The 19149-nt window shown below is 43.0% G+C and carries 22 protein-coding genes; 4 read left to right on the forward strand and 18 right to left on the reverse strand.

What is annotated here, in order from left to right; genetic code table 11:
- Positions 1 to 495 precede the first annotated feature (495 nt).
- From GO755_RS22600 to GO755_RS22630, 7 genes are all read right to left on the reverse strand, one after another.
- Positions 496 to 4467 (reverse strand): NB-ARC domain-containing protein, encoded by a 3972-nt coding sequence (locus GO755_RS22600; protein ID WP_157587551.1) that lies wholly within the window; start codon positions 4465 to 4467, stop codon positions 496 to 498.
- Between the two features lie 1243 nt (positions 4468 to 5710).
- A complete protein-coding gene (locus GO755_RS22605) occupies positions 5711 to 5926 on the reverse strand; it encodes a hypothetical protein (protein ID WP_157583654.1) in 216 nt (71 codons plus the stop codon).
- Positions 5927 to 6060: 134 nt separating this feature from the next.
- Positions 6061 to 6708: a hypothetical protein gene (locus GO755_RS22610; RefSeq protein WP_157587552.1), complete on the reverse strand. Its 648-nt coding sequence runs from the start codon at positions 6706 to 6708 to the stop codon at positions 6061 to 6063.
- The gene (locus GO755_RS22615) at positions 6705 to 7448 is read right to left on the reverse strand and encodes a glycosyltransferase family A protein (RefSeq protein WP_157587553.1); all 744 of its coding nucleotides are present in this window, start codon (positions 7446 to 7448) and stop codon (positions 6705 to 6707) included. The genes GO755_RS22610 and GO755_RS22615 overlap by 4 nt, the downstream gene beginning before the upstream one ends.
- Positions 7449 to 7482: 34 nt before the next feature.
- The gene (locus GO755_RS22620) at positions 7483 to 8151 is read right to left on the reverse strand and encodes a hypothetical protein (RefSeq protein WP_157587554.1); all 669 of its coding nucleotides are present in this window, start codon (positions 8149 to 8151) and stop codon (positions 7483 to 7485) included.
- Positions 8148 to 8708 (reverse strand): hypothetical protein, encoded by a 561-nt coding sequence (locus tag GO755_RS22625; RefSeq protein WP_157587555.1) that lies wholly within the window; start codon positions 8706 to 8708, stop codon positions 8148 to 8150. Before GO755_RS22625 ends, GO755_RS22620 begins: the two co-directional genes overlap by 4 nt.
- Before the next feature lie 21 nt (positions 8709 to 8729).
- On the reverse strand, positions 8730 to 9569 hold the full coding sequence (locus GO755_RS22630) for a hypothetical protein (RefSeq protein ID WP_157587556.1): 840 nt from the start codon (positions 9567 to 9569) through the stop codon (positions 8730 to 8732).
- 129 nt (positions 9570 to 9698) lie between these two features.
- Here GO755_RS22630 and GO755_RS22635 point away from each other — a divergent pair, with 129 nt between their 5' ends.
- From GO755_RS22635 to GO755_RS22645, 3 genes are all read left to right on the forward strand, one after another.
- Positions 9699 to 9932 carry a hypothetical protein gene (locus GO755_RS22635; protein WP_157587557.1) on the forward strand — a complete coding sequence of 78 codons (234 nt, stop codon included), beginning with the start codon at positions 9699 to 9701 and terminating at the stop codon, positions 9930 to 9932.
- Positions 9933 to 10156: 224 nt separating this feature from the next.
- Positions 10157 to 10498, forward strand: coding sequence for a cupin domain-containing protein (locus GO755_RS22640; protein WP_157587558.1), 342 nt, complete (start codon positions 10157 to 10159; stop codon positions 10496 to 10498).
- Positions 10499 to 10514: 16 nt separating this feature from the next.
- Positions 10515 to 10682, forward strand: coding sequence for a hypothetical protein (locus GO755_RS22645; RefSeq protein ID WP_157587559.1), 168 nt, complete (start codon positions 10515 to 10517; stop codon positions 10680 to 10682).
- Between the two features lie 627 nt (positions 10683 to 11309).
- On the opposite strand, the gene GO755_RS22650 is transcribed toward GO755_RS22645, so the two are convergent.
- From GO755_RS22650 to GO755_RS22695, 10 genes are all read right to left on the reverse strand, one after another.
- Positions 11310 to 11525, reverse strand: a complete 216-nt coding sequence (locus GO755_RS22650) for a hypothetical protein (RefSeq protein ID WP_157587560.1) — start codon at positions 11523 to 11525, stop codon at positions 11310 to 11312.
- 44 nt (positions 11526 to 11569) lie between these two features.
- Positions 11570 to 11914 (reverse strand): hypothetical protein, encoded by a 345-nt coding sequence (locus GO755_RS22655; RefSeq protein WP_157587561.1) that lies wholly within the window; start codon positions 11912 to 11914, stop codon positions 11570 to 11572.
- A 1-nt stretch (position 11915) separates the two neighbouring features.
- Entirely contained in the window at positions 11916 to 12260 is a 345-nt protein-coding gene (locus GO755_RS22660; RefSeq protein ID WP_157587562.1) for a hypothetical protein, read from the reverse strand.
- A 12-nt stretch (positions 12261 to 12272) separates the two neighbouring features.
- Entirely contained in the window at positions 12273 to 15230 is a 2958-nt protein-coding gene (locus GO755_RS22665) for a hypothetical protein (RefSeq protein ID WP_157587563.1), read from the reverse strand.
- A gap of 75 nt (positions 15231 to 15305) precedes the next feature.
- A complete protein-coding gene (locus GO755_RS22670) occupies positions 15306 to 16061 on the reverse strand; it encodes a hypothetical protein (RefSeq protein ID WP_157587564.1) in 756 nt (251 codons plus the stop codon).
- A gap of 40 nt (positions 16062 to 16101) precedes the next feature.
- Positions 16102 to 16293: a hypothetical protein gene (locus tag GO755_RS22675; RefSeq protein WP_157587565.1), complete on the reverse strand. Its 192-nt coding sequence runs from the start codon at positions 16291 to 16293 to the stop codon at positions 16102 to 16104.
- A gap of 19 nt (positions 16294 to 16312) precedes the next feature.
- A complete protein-coding gene (locus tag GO755_RS22680; protein ID WP_157587566.1) occupies positions 16313 to 16531 on the reverse strand; it encodes a hypothetical protein in 219 nt (72 codons plus the stop codon).
- Positions 16532 to 16552: 21 nt separating this feature from the next.
- Positions 16553 to 16765, reverse strand: coding sequence for a hypothetical protein (locus GO755_RS22685; protein WP_157587567.1), 213 nt, complete (start codon positions 16763 to 16765; stop codon positions 16553 to 16555).
- Positions 16766 to 16795: 30 nt separating this feature from the next.
- Entirely contained in the window at positions 16796 to 17116 is a 321-nt protein-coding gene (locus GO755_RS22690) for a hypothetical protein (RefSeq protein WP_157587568.1), read from the reverse strand.
- Positions 17113 to 17349 carry a hypothetical protein gene (locus GO755_RS22695; protein WP_157587569.1) on the reverse strand — a complete coding sequence of 79 codons (237 nt, stop codon included), beginning with the start codon at positions 17347 to 17349 and terminating at the stop codon, positions 17113 to 17115. The genes GO755_RS22690 and GO755_RS22695 overlap by 4 nt, the downstream gene beginning before the upstream one ends.
- Before the next feature lie 146 nt (positions 17350 to 17495).
- Between GO755_RS22695 and GO755_RS22700 the strand changes: the two genes are divergently transcribed.
- Entirely contained in the window at positions 17496 to 17927 is a 432-nt protein-coding gene (locus GO755_RS22700; protein ID WP_157587570.1) for a helix-turn-helix domain-containing protein, read from the forward strand.
- A 539-nt stretch (positions 17928 to 18466) separates the two neighbouring features.
- Here the strand turns inward: GO755_RS22700 and GO755_RS22705 are convergent.
- Positions 18467 to 19149 (reverse strand): T9SS type A sorting domain-containing protein (locus GO755_RS22705; protein ID WP_157587571.1); only part of this gene is annotated, 683 nt, incomplete at its 5' end.

Raw genomic sequence — 19149 nt, forward strand, 5'->3', positions numbered from 1 at the left:
CTACACCACTAGCATACCGCCCCTCGGTTAAAGCCTATCAAACTTACTAGCTGCTACAAGTAAAGATTTGGGATATTGAAGGTAATTACCCGTTAATCGTGGGTAACTGCCCATATATAGATTTGCAGGCAGTTATAAATAATTTCTCGGGGAATTCAGGATAAAAAGAAAATGGCGTTAAAATAGAACTCAAAGACGTCTATTATGAATAAGTTAGGCATCCAAATAGTAAAGTAATTCATGGGGTCAAATCTCGTAGGGTCGAAAAAGCCATACAACAGCTTATTGCTGATGATCCTACTATGAAATCACTTTTTGAGTTGGTCACCTCTGGGCGAACGCCTGGTAAAAGTGTACGGCGATCAGTTTTATAATGCTCCATTTTGCCCAAGCGTTGGCAAAATGGAGCATCAACTTTGAGAAAGAGTCACGACCCGAATCAGCCTAAGGTTTTTTGCCCATTATAGAGGATACCCCAATTGTACACATCTTAAATTAGAAATAATTTGGCTCAACTTGAGCAGACACATTTGAAAAAATATCATTTTCATTTTCGATCACAACTCTTTTGCCTTGGGTATCATAAAAAGGTGCGTTAATAATATCTATTTCTCCACCATTAGCAGCATCTATAATTTTTTTATAATCAACCATATCAAGAAATATGTGATCTTCCCAGGATTTAAATTGAATTGATTTTTCATTAAACATTGAACAATGCCCATAAGTTTCACTGCTAATTGAAACTCTTATTGTAGAATTAAAAAGAGAAGATCTAAATAAAATTATATTTTCTGCTTGAAAGAATTCACTATTATTAGTAACAATATTTGGTCGATTTATAATCATTTTTATTGCTTTTTTTTCCCTAATATTAATATTGACATCTTTTCTCCATGGTACATCTTTTAGATTATTAATAATATAAAAAAAACCGTTTTTACCGCAAACGCAATCGAAAAAGAATTTAATATAAAGTGTAATATTATTTGCATTTAAAAGGCCATCTTTTTTGCAAACCTCATAAATACTCTTATTTGTGTAATCAATTGCGTATGATTCATCATCATTTGAAAGCACATAACGAATAATTTCTTTTGGGGTAGTTATATAGGTTATTGCAAATAATTTAAATGTTTTAAAAAAAGGTAATTTAAATTTCTGTATTTTTATAGAATTTATATCATCTGGAAGGCTATGAAGTAAATCAAACTTTTCTTTATATCTAGGCTTCTGGCTAACACTAATTTTTTGTTCAACAAATTCTGAAGTTCGTACTTTAGCTCTTACCGTAGTTACTCTAACCAATTCTTCTAATTTTTTACTAAATATTATGGCCTTGCTGCTATCATTAATTTCATTGTAATATTCAAACAAGAAAGATAAAAATTTATGCAACCATTGATTGAAGAATCCAATGCTTTCACTTAAATTTTCAATTTTACCGCTAATATCTAAGATGAATTCTTTACATATACCTTCGAGATGAGATCTAGCTATCTTACCGGATTTGTAACAATTCCAAGTAAACAAACATTTTTGAATGTTGCACTCAGTAATAAGATTAGAGTTTTTGCCTATGCTATTGTTAAGTATTTTTATGCCTTCTTCATAATTTTTTATTGAATCTTTAAGATTACCTTTAATTCCATAATAGTAACCCATAGTAACATACAGATGCCCCCAGTAAGCGTCGGTATTTTCAAAGTTAGCTTGAAAATAATCTAATATTTCCGTTAATACTATTTCTGCATCGTCTAAATATCTGTTAGAATATAGCAAACTTTTGAAGTAGTTTAATTTAGCTATAATTGTAAACTCTTCATTTCCAATTTCATTATAAAGATTTATTGTCTCCTTTGCAAATTTTATTGACTCATCAAAGCGTTCTTGCGCTCGCATGACACAAGATATATTGTATACTAATAGCGAAAATTTGTACATATTATGTATTTTTTTTTCATTATGATGTTTATTTGAAAAATAAGTATAGTTTCTAAAAAGTATTGGTTCAGCTTCAGCAAATTTCCCAATTCTTGTATTATAATATGCATAAGAAAGTTTATCAAAAGGGACTTTTATTTTTTCTGAAAGGACTCTGGCCTTAGTGTAAAATCCTCCTGCCTCTATTAGCCTACCAAGATTTTCAAGTATTTCAGCTTGTATCATATAAACCTCACAACTAAATTTTTCGTTTTCTCTAACAATATCTTGATTCTTTAAATATGTCAATATTTGAAAGACCATCTTTTCAGCATATAAATACTGTCTACTGTGATAAGTATAATAACATGACAAATTATATGCTAACTTCGCTGTCTCTATTGAATTTATTTTTAAAACTTTAGTAACAGACTCTATATGTTTGATGTACCCATTTGCTTCCATATAATATTCAAAATCTTCAAAGATTTTTGAAAGATTTTTTATCATTTCTAGACAGCTATTGAAAATAGTATCTTTATTCTTATCAAGTACAATTTGTTGTATAACTGGACTTATCTTGAATGTCTTTTCTTCCACGTCAAAATCAATCCATCCTTTTAAAAATAGTTGATTTAATGACTCATCAAAAAGATCCGCATTGACAGGATTTGCAATTGTCACAAGCATTTGATATGCAATTTTTTCTGCGGATAAGGCAGAAAAAATATTTAAAATATTTTTTTCATTACCAGATAGTGATTGCATGTCATACATAGCTCGTAAAATTTCTTCAGGCTTTGCTGTTTGAAAATTCAGATAATCTGTTTGAATATTCGTAGTTTCTAAGAGCAACAGGCCCTTGTCCTGTAAATCATTCAGCAAATCTTTTAAATTGTAAGTTATCTTAAAAATATTTTTCTGTTGTAGGCTTTTTGAAAATAGTTCAATAATTAATGTGTTATAATTAACAGATTTTAGTATTTCCTTAAGCAAGTTTTCGTCCTGCGCTTGCAGTCCATGATAATACTTCTTGAATAACTCTAACGCACTAGTCTCCTTTAAAGGTTTTACTTTTGTTTCAAAGTATTCGGAAATGTTATTTACACGACTAGTAATTAGTATGTGAAAATTTGATAAGCGTTTTAGGTTTTTTATCTGATTATTTAAATCATAAATTGAGTTTACATTGTCTAATACAAGTAAACAAGGAGCTTGCAAATTTGCTAAGGCTTGAATAAATCTACCTAATTTCTCCTCACTATTGAAACTCTCTTCTATGCTTTCTATATCATTACGTAAGCTTACATTTAATTTATCCGCAATAGAGTATAAAGCTTTCTCTATTCCATCATTACAAAATAACCATATGAGATGTTTGTATGAGTCACTATTTTTGATCCAATATTGTGAAGCAATTGTTGTTTTTCCAATACCTCCCTCTCCATTTAAAATTATAATATTCCGTCTTGACTCAGTAAAACTTTTTTCTAGATTATATATTTCTTCCTCTCTACCAATAAAGATTTTAGAATCAAATGGAGGTAAAGTAAGTATTCTAGGGATAATATTTTGAGTAGTTTTTGCTGTATTATCTAGTAGTTTTTCGAGAAGCTCTAAGATTTTTTGTGTTAAGGCGTATTGATTTAAACTTAATAAATACAGCTTTTTGAAATCTTCTTTGATCTGCTTTGCTAAATTTTCAAAAGTGTCACGTACATTTTGCTTAAAGAATATTTGTAAATGATTATATACATTTTCGGAGTGTATTTTTAATAGAGAATTCAATTGACTACTAGAGATAATATTATTACCAGAGGTTATACTTTTAATCGCCTCGATAATGTTATGCTGGCTTTCTTGCATTTCAATATTGTGTATTTGAATATCCTCAAGTATCCAAATTTGAAATGCTTTAAAACCATGATCATCATTTTTCAATGCTTCTGTAAAAGCTAATTGAAAACAATATGGTAAATTATCTTTATAAAATTTTATAATTCTATTTTCAGTATCTATATCGAACTTTATGCTAACTACACTAAGCATATAATTAATAATTGATTCTAAAAATGGCGAAGGATCATGGATTAAGCTCTTGTCCAAAGGTAATCTTTCACTATATTCGATATCTCGTTTTATGTCTTTAATATTTTCGTTGAAAAAATCTTCTATGGCTCTGATAAATAGCTTTCTATCTCTTTTAGATAAATTTATTTCTAAAATAATATCATCATTAATTTCCATTAAGAACAGTATTTTAACGTATTCTACTGCTATAATGACCGATTGCCTAAATACTCTTTCTAAATCATGGTTTAAGTTTTTTGGATTTGATAGAGTTAACCTTTTTTTTAAATTATCTAAATTTGTCAATGAAGCAATATGATTTGAGGCTAAATTGCCAGTGATGGCTTTTCCAAGTTCATACAGCATAATTGCCGGTCCTGTAACACCAGCGGTGGTTGCATTTACTAGAAGACAGTTTATTCCCCCGTGTAATAATAGGCTACTGAACTTTTGCACATCTTGAGATATTCTCATGATCAATAATTTAGGATTTCTTTCAACAATTAGATAAAGAGTTAAGCTAAGCCTATTCAAAAATAATTTTCTTGATTATCTAGTGTTTACAAAAAAGAAGGTATTTCGGTATAACTCAGGTAAGGCATTAAACTGAGAAAATTTAGCCTTTGGATTCTATATTAAATAAAAATCTCTTTTCAATTTTCCGTATCTACAAATCAGATAGGTTATGTATAGGATCAAAATCGGTTAGCGTAATTTTTTGTCAGGTTACTAATAAAACCTCATCTATCCCAACTCTATGTCTTTATTTTCGTGTTTCCAAAGATATTACGAAAGCCTGTTCAGGTCCAAATAATGAACTAGTCAGCTCTATGAAGCAATCGATAAACGGCTTTTCCATTAAATCGCTTATTGCACCTAGTCTGTTAGTGAGTTTGATTCAGTTTTTTTGCAATTTGAGCATAAGTCATCCCTTTACTTCGGTAAAGATTGGCCAGTTCGGTAGTCTGCACATTGGATTTATGGGTGGTTGCGTTGTTTGTTCGAACTGTTTTTTCCTTTCTTGATCGCTTCTGGAGTGAGGTTTTCGGACTTGCCCAGCTCGAATCTTAAAGATTTCTTTTGGGCTAAAGCCCCTCGTGTCCAATTGGAGGCATTTTCGGCTTCATATTGGGCAAAAGAACCATCACCCCTATTGTTAAGGTATTGATGTCTGGTAGATCGCAGGCGACAAAATCTATATCTGAATCTATTAACGCCATTACAAAGGCAACATTACGACTTAGTCGATCCAGTTTTGCAATTAAAAGCTTTGCTGCCTGTTACTGGCAAACACGGATTGCCTTCAAGAGCTTATGCCAATCATTTTTTCGGCCCGATTCAACTTCAGTAAATTCAGCGACGATCTGATCACCTTCTGGCAGGTATCGATTCACAATAGTTTGCAGATCGCCCTTGTTCTTTAGTCGATACTCGATAATAGCAGATGTATTTCAAAAGTAACCTATAGTATGTGAACGAAGTATGTTCCATGGTCGAATGTTTCAAATATAGTGTTTTGTGGCCTTTTATGAATTACCATAGTTTGGAATAATAGCTTAATATGAATACCCCGAGCCATTTCATAGTGAAAAATTCTACTATGAAATGGCTCGGGGTATTTCTAAACAAAATGACTCAATAGCAAACCTGACCCTAGGCTATTTTTAGAAGCTACTTCTAACGAATCATCTGGTTGGCAGGAGGCTTTAAATTGAAGCTAACTCTTGGCCGTATCGTAATCCGGCACATACTTATCCATTAAGAACTGAACCACGGGTGGATTTAATTTCTTGCGGTAAGGCACCCAGCCCAGGCGTATCATTTCAATCCAGTCTTCGGGCACGATACAACACTGAAACACGGTAACATCCTGAAAGCCTGCTCGTTTGGCAATATCGGACATAAAACAGGCACGATACTTATAAATGGCCATAGGTTTAGAAATTACGGGTAATACGCGTACTGACTTGACAAATTCGAATAATCAGCTAACCCGTTAGAATCACCATCCAGATACCGGCAGTGAACCCCAGTAGGAAACCGTCAATCAAGAGATCATAATCCATATCAGTCGGCGGACGTTATATCAATGACTCGAAAAGCTAATTTGGGTTGTTCCGCAAGGGGGTAAAGTCGGGCATTTTCGGCTTTTATTTCGGTCATCGCCTGCTCAATTTTGTGGGGTACCGGCACTTTAGCAGGCAGCTTCACATCCGACGTTTTGCGCAAGATAATGTACTCCGAATGGCGAAACAGAAAGGGGGCCGGTTCCGCCAGGCTATGCAGATTAAATAGATAATCATTGCATAGATTTCGACTGTTTAGAATGAGCTTTCGCACCGCTTCCGAGAGATTCCCTGCCATGTAGGAAGTGGCATCTTCAAAGACCACAAACGCATTTTTAACCCATTGATTGACCCCCGTAAAAAATTGGTCAATGTCTTCACAGTCCCGGCAAACAAAAAAAGGATAGGGCTCTTTATTGGCCAGCCGATTGAAGCGGCTTAGATCATCCAGGGCAATAGTAATATAGTCGTCATACTCCGACTGACGCCCCACATCAAAGACTAAGACGGGTTTTCCCTGGCGTTTGACCATCTCCACCTGAATATTGATGCTTCCCTGCGTTTTGCCCGTTTTCTTGGCCCCAACGGCCAAAAAAATAGACGAAGCTCGTTTCTTATTGTTCAGCTCAGGGAGGGAAATCTTAGTCATGGGCGTGAAGACTCTAAGCAAAACGGTTTAGTATTCCTGCCCTGCCAATTAACGCCCATTTCGGCCCGTTCGCTGTCCAGATGAATCCCGTAGAATTCAGGGATCAAATGGCGTTTGCCGATGGGGAACGCTTTGGCAAACACCACATCCGTATGATCCGCACCCTGGCTATTTTCGGGGTAGCGCATTACACCGGATTCAGTAGGATTCCATAACTGAAAGAAACCGATGGGAAACCAGCCGGACGGCTGGTTGTAGTGAGCCACCCGACTCCCCATCGGGAAGGCCCGGGCCTGCACCAGGTAATACAGTTCGTGCATAGCCAAGGGCCTGGCCAGGTAGTTGACCCAATCCCGGTAACTGTGGCACATCAGACGATCAATGCCATAAATGCTCTCCGGGTCCAGGTGGGCTACATTCAGGATGTGACGCGTCCAGGGCGGTAGATAGATGTCCGAATCGAGGTGTACTACCCAATCGGTTTGCCCCAGTGCTGCCAGACCCACATTAATGCCACGGGCTTTATTAAAAACCGCTCCATCATCATAAAAGCAATCGGTTTGAATGCACTCAACCCGGTAATACTCGCAGACCTGACGGGTAAACTGGTCTGCCAGGCTAGTTACCACAATATAACGATCAAATAGAAGTCGGTTGTGAGGCAAGGTTTGAACCAGAAAATCAGCATAATTCACGCAGACACTAACGGCGTCAATACGCCGGTTGGACAATGGGTTCATGGAAGTGGGGTGAGTGGGAGTACCAGTGTACATCTTAGCGCATTGTTTTGTCAACCATTTTATTAACCGTCATCATCCCTACTTGCATCAAAGGTGCCATGGCCTTGATCATCATGATCTCGAACAGCGTTTCGGTGATACTGCCAGTCTTCAGGGTGCCTCGGCGATTCTTAGCCTTCAAATCCGCTTCGATGGCTCTCCGCAGCAGCGTGAGCTGCGCGTCCGTCAGACGGGCTTCCTCGTCGGCTTCTTCCAGGGCTTCCTCGAACTCGTTCCAGCGCTCCCGAGCGGCGAAATAGGGATGGTCAGGGCTATAGATTGGAATTTCCTTGGTCAGCTTCACGTGCTGCTCGTAGTCCCGCACCAATTGCTTGTCTCCTTCCCGAATCTTTTGATAAGCCGTGTAGCGGTGAATGAAGCCGAAACATAGGGCGATGATGGCCCCCCACATCTCTGCTTTGGATTCGGCTTTGGTTCTGATTTCCTCCGCTGTTAGGGGGATATAGGGCTCTTCGTCCAGGTCGGGATCACTAACCGATGAGGGGACAGTTGCCGCTTTTGATCCGAATAAGCTAGGTAGACTAATTAGCGGGGATTCGGTTAGGGCTTCGGAAACGGACTCGACTAGTCGGGGGGCTTCCTGGAGCACCTCCGAGAGGGCCGAGCCGGACCGGGTTTCGACCAATTGGGCCAGTGGATTCATACCGGTTCGTTGTCGGAAAGGGTAGGTTGCGGCTCCGTGGTGGGCACTTCAGGCCACAGGGGAAAGAATTGCTGAATGATGGGCAGGATAATCGCAGACCGATCCGGAGATTTCATCATCTGGACTAAGACGGCATCGGTCATGGGGCCAGCATGAGCCGTTATCTCTTTCCAGTCGATGACAATGTCTTTTCCTTTTTTGATGGTCTTCGCGCCCGTTTTAATGGCCTGCATGACCATCATGCCTAAGCCCGTTTCCCGAAATCCTTCTGGCAGCACTTCTTTATTGGCCAGGATGAACCGGCAGATACTCCCCGGGCTGTACTCGGAGACATGCAAGCCCTCTTCGTCAATCATGCCCGATTTGGTGAGGATTTGAAACAGGCTCTCACAAAATTGATCCCATTGGCGTAGAGCTACGATACCTTCGTTCCAAAGGGTAATGAACGTGTCCGGATTAATCTGTGGAAAAAGATGTACACCGCTGATGGCAACCACTCCTTCAGTTGTCAGGGCAATTTCATCGCTAGTTTCGACCAGGGCAATAAATCGGTTCATGGAAAGAAAAAGTAAGGGTGACTACTCTGAATCGAGATAAGGGGCTAGCAGCTCCTGAAAGAACTGTTGGTAATACTGGGGTGTACGCCAGCTATCCGAAGAGGCCTCCTGATAGAGCTGTTCCAAGAGGTCCGGTAATACCTTCACTAATGCATACACGGGCTGGGCCGCTCGCTTCTCCAATGCGTGAGCCTCTAGCGCCTTTTGCAACTCGCTATTCACTTGCTCATAGCGCACTCGCCAACTCTGTTCAGCGGGCGGTATTACCGGAGGTGTTACTTGGGGTAGTACCGATTGCTGGCCGGTAGGGACGGGTTGGTTAGCCAAGTTGGCGTTGAGTTCGGCCAGCTCCCGTTGAGCCTGTTGGAGTTGAGCTGAAGCCACGCCATAGCATTCCTTAAAATAGTGACTTTGCTGAGCGGCTTTCCTAAATTCTTCGTGACGCGTCAGCGTGTCTACCCCATACGAATGCATCGAAACAGGAGGTGTTCCAAAAGGTAATACCTTATTGATCTCCGTGATTACCCGCTCCATCGTGGGTATTACCCAGACGGGTATTTTGTAGCTTTTAGACACTGTTCCTTCGGTATTACCTTCGGGCTCAATGGGCGGTAAACCGGCCAGATTACCCTGGATTACCGGGTTTACCTGGGTATTACCCGCATCCGGTATTACCGGTATTACCTCGGCCTGGGTAGTACCGATACTACCCGGTATTGGCCCTGAGGAGGAAGGCATTTGAGCGGCTTCATCGCCTGAAGAAACGGGGGCAGGTATTACCGGCGGTATTACCTGGGTAATACTTTCGGGGGGTATCGGTAGTACCGGTGGTAGTACCTGGGTATTACTTTGGGAGATCATGGGTAGTACCTTGTTTGTCCGAAGGTAATACCGCCCTATTGGCGTAGTTCTACAGTAGAAATTTTATAGTATATTGTAGCACTTTATAGCATTTTTTAGCCAATCGCACCGGTATTACCTCTCTGAAGTATGAGCACGAAAGTCAATTCTCGCGAGCGCATTACCTGTAAGGACATTGAGAATATTACGGGCTACAAACGAGCCAAAGCCTTCTCGCTCTTACGGGCCATCAAGGTCGCTAAAATGGTAGCCTCTAAACGGGCGGGTATAGAGTCCCCCGTTGAACCTATTGTTTCCGTCGATGACTTTGCCAGGTATACCGGCTTGAGTCGGGAGGTAGTTAAAGCGGGTCTAGTTGACTAACTGGCCTGTGTTCAGCCAGCGTATTTAGTCAGAATCAGTAACTCGTAGAGTTGAGTTTACAAAACATGGAGTCCGAATCAGGCAGTGCCATAGTCAACCAGAAAAGCGAGAAAAATAGCGCAACCGGTAAGCAGTCATCAGCCTATTTCCCATTGCTAGCAAAGCGCAACCTGCGTGGTTGAACTTCCTTTAGTCTATCTCACGCTGTTACGATACCTAACCCGATGGAGCCCGCATCCCTGACTCGACTTGATATTAGTGAACTAACCCGAGCGGTGACGGCTGAGTATGAGAATTTTCCAATTACCCTGGTCAATGACCATGTCGTCAGACTGAGTGTGATGACTCAAAGCTATTATTGGCATTATCATCCCAATTCGGATGAGACGTTTATGACCGTTGAAGGTGTTTTAGTCATTGACCTGGAAACCGAAACGATCGAGTTGTTACCTGGCCAGCTTTTTACCATCCCTAAAAACGTCATTCACCGAACCCGGCCCCAGGGAGAGCGTTCCGTTAATTTGACCCTAGAACATAGCCAACTTGAAACGATACGAATTGATTAGTAAGCGCTAAATATTAGTGGACATTTTAAATGACGACGACCAGACGGGTAGCCGTCGTTTTGCATTTTACCCGGTAGGGCTTGATTCTCTTTTTTCGAACTGTTTACCGAATACACCTTTTGGCGAGTTTCCCGGTTGTAAATCTGCAACGAATGAACTGGAAGAAAGTGCGGAAAAGCTGTAACTCTGTAACCGATAGCTAAATAGAAGCTAACGGCTTGATTTCCAATAGCCAAATGGGTTACAACCCGTTTTACAAGTTTGCCATAGAGCTATTTTGAGTTTGTAACCTGGCTACTAGCCTCTTTATCAGCTAGTATATGTTACAAATCTTTGTAACTTCTTTATCAATAGTTACAGTAAAGTTTATTTTTTGTAACTCTGTAACTCGCTGTATTTCAATTCGATATGCCCTCTCCCAATTCAAGGTTACAGAGTTACAATTTTTATCCTTGTAATCTTAAGCAAGATTGTCAAGAATCGGGATGACAGCAGTTAGACAACAAAAAAGCCCTCACGCGGAGGGCTTTTAGTGGATTAGGATTTGTATTTATTGTAGATGAGATGTTTATACCGATTTGTTTAACGTGATTTAAACCGATTTGTATGCTTCCTGATCTTATCCTTTCGACGGCTCTTTAACCAGCTCAGACTAAAACGGCCTGGTATGAGCCAGTTGCAGCGAAAGTAGGGCTCGCCAGTCGCGGGATTGATGCCACTACGCGTTTGAATGCCCTTGCTAAAATCCATAGCATTGGAACCTAACCAAAGCGCGTTTAAATTTTGGGAATTGTCCATTTGGAAGGGTTGGTTACTCATGAGTTTGATCGGTTTTACTAAATGATTCCAGTAGTTTCAGGCTGTTTTGCACATCGACGACAAAAGATTTTTTATCCGTTACGAGGGTTAGTTTATCATCGTCAAAATGATACCTGACCACTTGGTGGAGCTGCGATTTGATGATGTATCGTTTACCCACCATTGAGGAAAGAAGGCTGTCTAGTTTTTGCAAACTGGCCGTAGTCATAGTCGCTGTTTTAAGGTGAATTTTAGGCCGATGGTAAAGGCCCATTAGCGATAGGTGATGTTCTCGATTTTTCCCGCGTCGATAGCCGCAAGAAATTCATTTACGGAGCGTCGATGCCGGTTAGAATCCCCGACCAGGAGAATCCAGACATGAGACGTTCGAGTACTGGTTAGGGTATGTTCAATTTCCTTCTCCACCACCACGAACGGAGTCGTTTCAAGACCGACTTTTTTCCACCAGGAATAAAGGTCGATGAACCGCTCACCTGCCGGCGGTGCTGCCGCCGACGTCTGCGCATTCTCAGGTAAGGCGATAGTATCCAGCTCAGGAGAATAAGGCACGTACTGGCGATCAGTACGATCACCGTTGCGAGTAGGGAGCGTGTCCACATCAGCAGGCGGTTTTCCTTGAATAGAATACCACGAACGTTTCGCTGCTTTTCCCTGCTACGCAAACGCTAATGAACTGCCTACCGGTGACTGAACGAGAATTGGGAAAATGAGTGATCCGAACCGAATTTTCCCGGCTTCGCTGGTGGTCCAGACAATACAACGTCCGTTCCCGCTGGAGAGCCTCGCAGAACTGCAATAAGGTTCTGACCTGTACCAGGCCAACGCTGTTTTTGTAGCCAATCGACTCCTGGCTACACCAAGTCTGAGCCGTTTTCAGCAAATGCGCTTCGAGCTGATTGACGGGTTTACGATTTCCCGTTAGCACACTAAATTTTGGTTGCATGAGTATTGTTGTTTAAAAACCAATGGCTTCTTTTGGGTCGATGGGGGAAAGTCCATTGCCATCCCGGACTAATCCGGCTTGGGTCAGCTCTACACCCGGCGTTTGAATGTAGATGTGCTCAACGGTCTCCTGCTTGTCGGATTTGACCCACTGGCCTTGCCGGAATTCCTGTTTGTAGACCTTCACCATGATCCGTTTCTGCTTTTCGTTTTGCAGCTCCACCGGATCGAGCGTATAGTCGTTGTAAAGACACCAGTAGCGCAGTTTGTCCTTGAAGAGCTGGGGAGAAATCTTGCCGTCGTAATCGCGCTTATACACCTCATGGGCGTAGATCTTCTGCACATACGCGTTGAGCCGCCCGTTTTCCTCGCTAAAGAACACATCGGCCCAGGCGTGGAAACTGGCTCCCATTTTATTGCGGTAGGTGTTCTGCTTGACCGTCTCGCCCGGCGTATCCACTTTACCGAACTTGAGCCACACCTGGATGCACTGCGCGTAGAAATTCAAACACCAATTCCACTCCTCGGGCGTGAAGTCGGTAAATAAGGACTTGCCAAACTCGGACTTGGGGTCTCGCTCTTCTTTGTACTCCCCATTGGGGTTTTTGTGGTAATAGTCCGAAAAGGTGGTGAACCATAACCGGCGCTGGGTCGCCGAATCGGTATCGCGCGGGGGAAAGTTGGAGGTGATACAAATCTTGGGCGATTCCTCATTGCTCAGCACCCACCCATCTACGCCTTTGGCCACGCAATCCATGCTGCCGGTGATGATGCTGAATAGAAACTTGAAATTGAAGTACTCATAGGCATCGTCAAAGAACAGGAAATCAGTGTGCTTGGTGACACGGGCAAAAATGAACTGGTTATCGAACAGTCGGTCGTTGCGCCCATTATGATAATCCTGGCGGATGAGTCGTTTTAAGTTGTCATAGGCCAGGCTCTTGCCCGTCCCGCCGTAGGATTGGCCCGAGTTCTGCATGTTGTAGTCCATGGCCCAAACGCAGTAGGCCGTTGCCGGGTCTTTGTAGCGGTGCAGCAGATAGCCCAGCGAAGCCATTTTGTTAATCAGGTGCTGGGCTTGATCGGCCCGTTCCTGCTCCGAGAGCAGTGGCCCATCAACCGACCATTGGTGGTTAGCCAGGTAATCAGCCTGAAATTGATGACTGTGCTCGGGCAGCTTTTCTTCCAGCTCCTTTTTCCAGTAAACCCGGCTGGTATTGATCAAATAGCGAAAGAACAGGCAGTCTTTTTTCTGGATGTCAATGGTATGCAAACCGGTCTTTTCATCGAGCCCAATGGTGAACATGGGATCGAGCTTTTTGACCCGGTGTGGAATGACCTTGTCAGCCCAGACGATTCGGTCACACTTCTCATGCTTGATGACCTCAATGCCATCCGCCGTGACCTTCCAGACCTCATTGGCAAAAAACAGATACTGGTAATCCCGGCCAAAATCCTGGAAGTCGAGCGAGACTGGTTTGATATTTTCCAGCGAGTTATTACCCACCTGGTCGGAGCGGTAAAAGGCATTGAATAAATCCTCCGTCGCGTGGCGCGACTCTAAAAACCCTTCGATGTAACGACGAATGTGTTTATAGTCGATTTTATGTACCACATTGCCCAGCAGGTGAATGAGTATCTCCCCATCCTTGGTGTTGGGCATGGGCAGTTTACCAAAGCCACTGCGGGCTAAGAAATTGTACAACCTTCGGTTATTGGGCTTGTATTCGGCTTGAATTCGGCCAAACTTTTTGATGATTTTGCCATCCCGGGTGCGCTTGGGCTCTTCATCCCAAAACCGGTAGGGCAAGGCCATTGACAACAGATTCTTAAAATCTTCCGTCGAATAGTAGTTGAAATAGTCCCGGGCATCTTTACAGACCTTGCCTTTCAGATCACGCCGGTTGCCCAACTCATCGGGCAGATAGGCCGTAAACAAATCGAGGTGTTCCAGGGCTAGCTCATGGGCTTTTTTGCGACCCGTCCCGTCCAGATCGGGCAGGTTGTAGACCCGCTCGGCCATCTTGCGAAATTTATAGAACGGTATTGATTTGGGATCGACAGTTTCGGAGTTGAACCACACCACCGAATAGCCCATGGCAGCCACATTCAACGCATCCGATCCACCCGTGCAGATGATGATTTCGGGGAGTTGGGTTTCCCGGCTCCCGTTTTCGGGTTCTTCCTCCGCCGAATCCCCTGGGGTATCGTTTTTTTGCAGATCATCGAGCCGGCGCTGACATTGCTCCAGGCCAAAGACGTAATGCTCGGGCTTTTTGCCGATGGAGAAAAAACGGTGCTGGGCTTCCCGCTCCCGGGGTTTATAAATCTTCTGCCAATCCCCTTCGTTGAATAGAAAAATGGGAAAAAGCTCCGTACTGCTAATGATGGTTGCCTTGCGGTTCTTGACAATCGTGTACGATTCGAGACTAAAAAAGCGGTACTTTTTACAAATGGTAATCGCGTTTCGGGTAGCCAGCTCATCGCCTGGCTCATCACCAGCTACGTATTTAAGTCGGCTCAAATAGGACCAGATCGAACGCGAAAAAATAGTCTGCAATTCGGCAACGGTGAATGACTCCTTGGTGATAAACGTAGTACCCTCTTCTTCGTCGGCTTTGGCCGGACGCTGTTTAATTTTGGGCTCTAGTTTGGCCGTTACCTTGCCTTCTTCGTCAATGATGCCGTGTTGTTCACAGAGGAGTTTAATGGCGGTCGGGAAATCGCAATTTTCCTCCTTCATGGCGATACCAATGGCATCCATTGCTTTCTCCCCGGAGCCGAAGTCCGTGACGCGCCAGATGCCGTTATAATGGCTCAAAATAGCCGATGGAGACGGATCATCCTGTTCCGAACGAATTCTAAATTTGGCATTTTTGCGCTTTACACCCACTTCGGCCTGTGGGTAGTAGCGAAGGATTATGTCAAGACCATCCTTAGTCTGCGAAAAAATAGCTTGTGGGGTAATCATCAGCGGGTTCGTTAAGGGGAGCTAAGTCGTGGAAAAATGTCCAGCCAGTGCAGTAGCCTGGCTGGATCACGCACATCAGTCTTCAACCTGTAAACCCTTATCCTTTTTCCTGCCGAAAATCCAGCCAAAGCCGGGCACCTTGCGAATGCTAAACCGCATGGGTTTAGCCACGTCGTCAACCATGTCAATGGCTACAATTAATTCACTAAGCCACTTGTCGATGGTGGGTGGGTAAATAAGATTGCCCTCTATGTCACGAAATCGGCGAAATGGAATGGAGGTCAACGTAAGAAAGTCCAACTCATGCTCAGCCCATGAACTCAGCAAGTCCAACTCATCGAGGGTACCAACGAAATTACCATCCCCTTCACTCAGCAGTAGTTCAATGTCTAGTAGCTTATCGAGCGTAAACCGCTCAGCCCGTTGGTAGCGAAATATGGCTCGTTCCCGTACTGAAAAGTCGTAGAGATCTTCATCCTGATCCTCCATAAGCTCCGGAGCCACCACATCGGGACGTTGCAGTCTATCAATAATGGCGCGGGACAATCCCCCTTCCAGGACAGTCAATAAATCGTCAGATAAAACAACGGTGCACAGCGGCTTGGTGCTCATTGCCGTAGGAGCTACCCGTTTCTTCTTAATTCGGGAGTTGTTCAGTAGCCATAGTGTTTCTTTGATGAGCCGTTGTTTCTGCTCGGCTTGTTCAAGGGTTTTGGCTGGCGTATTGGCCAGCCTCCATAAATCGGCTAACAGGATACCCGTATCGCCCGACTTCGGCTTACTAGTTGGCGTTGCCAATGACTTTCGGAAGGATTTATAAATAAGTAGCATGATCTTTTTGGAGGGGGTTTAGGGGGTGAAGACAGTTAATTCACTGGGTAAAAGCATCCTGCATAGCCAGCAGCAGAGACAGGAGGTCGGTAATAAAATCAGTCCGAGGCACAATGGCCGCTAATCGCTCGTAATAGGCACTAATACGCGTCTGAGCGTCCAATAGGGAATGCAGGTCGGGTAAGAGCAATGTCCCGGCTTTATAGGCTTCCAGTAGATAGGATAGCTCCATTCTTTTTAGCAGGTCTACCCTACTTTTTAAGCATTTTCACAAAGGCATCAACCGGAATATCCAGATACATCAGCAGTTGCTCTCCTGCCTTGGGATCGTACTTATCCCCCCCTTCCTTATAGAGAGGATTATTGCCCTTTTGAGGTTTGCGATAGCTATCGAAAACAGCCCGGTTAGCAGTTAGAATTGGCTCGATTTTCTTAAAATCGGCTTTGTTGCCAGTCAATCTAATTTTCATGAGTGATCAAGGATTAAGTGATTAGTCTGGGTCGCAGTTGTAACAACTGGTAAAAGTTCGGGGCCAGCTCCACCACACTTCTTGGGTTTGCGCATTGAAACGTCGTTTAGCACCCATTGCCCGTAAGTCGGATGATTTAACCGTCGTTAGCGTTTCCTGATCGACTACGTGCCGATTACAGGTAGTGCATTTATCGTTGTACTGAACCCGCTTCGGCAAGATTGGTCGGCCCATTACTCGAAAGGATTGATTAGGATAGACGGATTAGATAATGGGTGCAGAAGGGTTATTGACCAGGCGAGCCAAGGCACCGGTTAGCCACTCGACTGCTGATGGCGATACCCCCGTAAGGAGCAGGTTGACTTCTAGTGTGCCTGACTCTGGTTTATAGGCTGTAATCAGGCTGCCTACCGACGGCAACTTTTCGGGGACTTCTTGTTTGGCGTGCCCATCCAAAATAGCAAAAACAGTATCTTGACTTATGTGCAAGACCTGGGCGATATGAGCCGAGGATACATCCTGACTAAACAAGAGTAGGACAGATTCCTTGGTCTTGTCGGTGTAAACGGGAGGATAGATTTTCATGACTGTGCGGCTGCTTTAGCAGGTTCCATTGGATTGACCGCTTCCATCCATTCGCACTCAGTTTCGGTCATGGTGGTGCTATTGCCACCGGATAGCTTATGACCAAATGTGTCTTCGGAGATGCTGAATTCCTCGCAAAACTTCGCTTTGACAGCATTGCGCATTTTATAGGGAATGCGGTGGAAGTAGGCATTCCGAAAACGCTTCGTTAAACCTTCATATATTTTTTTCATCTACCCTTGCGATTAATGACGTTAAATCGCTATGATTGCTACGTCTTTATGACGCTAAAGTATGGCAAAAATTTGCAAATGCAAATTTTTGCAAACACTAAATTATACAATCTGTAACACTAAATTTCTATCTATCTGATTTTCAAGTGAGTGACAAAACAAAAAGATTAGCTGACGTATTCGCTAGTCTTAAAATTCCACAGAAAGAATTTGCATTTAGGTTAGAGACTGACGTTTCAACGGTCAATCAATTATTGGCCGGCACTAGAAAAATTGGCCCAAATGTTTCCAACAAAATCTGTCAAAAACTTGGGCTAAATCCCACATGGTGGGAGGCTGGCGAAGGTGAAATGTATTTGCCAAAAAAAGTTGCTGAAGAAAAGCCAAACCAGGCAAATGATAATGAGAGGGAGATGGCTGAAAAGCTACGTATAACTCAAGAGAAGTTAATTCAGACTCAAGAGCAATTGATACTTACGCAGGCCGAATTGCTTGAGGAACGAAAAAGGCAGGATATAGAGAATAAGAAAAAATTGGATCGACTAACAAATGATCCTCCTATTTCTGACAAGTCCTAATTAACCGATTGAATGTAATAATATATAGAATAAAGAATATTATTCTTTGGTAACGTAGCTAAAAATACCGTATAAACACCCTTTTTCACCTTAGTCTATTGCCCAACGTTTTCTTATACTGGCTATGCCGAACCTTAACTTACTAATTGATAATCTACTGGCTCCTGGTAGGAGCCGAGCCCCTTTTAGTCTAGGGATAGTTCAAATGGTTCCTAAAATTTCCCTAATTATTTATAATACATTGATAATCAGTGGGTATTCGATATCCTATAAGACTGTTCAGACCCTTGTCTAGCTCAACCTATGTCTACAAAAATGGGAACACTATTTAAGCGAAAACTGAAGAGAAATAGAGTCATTTCAACATTTTTTCAACACGTTTTATAAGTGTCTGATTTCCTGTGTATTATATCGACTGTTATGGCTCCTATAAAGCCACGAAAATCCCCCTCGACTTCACCGCCGAGGGGGATTTTTCATTTAGTGTCACGTTCTTCAACTTATTATTGGAATTAGAGCATTTAATATTGTTCAGCTGCCTATTCTATAATCACATGGGCATTGGCCTTTTCTTTCCCCGATACAGCCACTAAAATATAATGTCCCGACGGCGACTGATTTAAAGGTATATTAACTTGCTGTGTACCTTCCCGTGGGGCCAGATCTGTATGGATAAGAACTATACCCTTCATGTCGTATAAATGTAGATTCACTGGTTCCGCCCCATCACTAGTGACCTCAACCTGAAGCTGTCCATGCACTGGGTTAGGATAAACTCTTATAGATAAAGGCATACGTTCAATCTCTGCTGAAGCCGTTGCTGCTATGCGGCCGCTAATACACCCACCCGTAACAGTTTTAGCCGCCGTGGCTTTACAGGTGCCCGAGGTCATAGTCACTGAGTAAGTGCCCGCGGTGGTGACACTCAGGGCAGCGGTGGTGGCCCCAGTACTCCACTTGTAGGTGGGTGAAGGAGCCGTGGTGCTGGCGGTGAGCGTCAGGCTGGGCTGGCTACAACTCAGTACGGTGGTACCACTGATGGCCACGGTGGGGGCTGCTCCACTACCAGTAACCGTTTTGGCCGTGGTGGCTTTACAGGTGCCCGAGGTCATGGTCACTGAGTAGGTGCCTGCGGTGGTGACCGTTAGAGCAGCGGTGGTGGCCCCAGTACTCCACTTGTAGGTGGGTGAGGGGGCGGTGGTACTGGCCGTGAGGGTCAGAC

It is taken from the genome of Spirosoma arboris, from assembly GCF_009754945.1.
Lineage (GTDB): Bacteria > Bacteroidota > Bacteroidia > Cytophagales > Spirosomataceae > Spirosoma > Spirosoma arboris.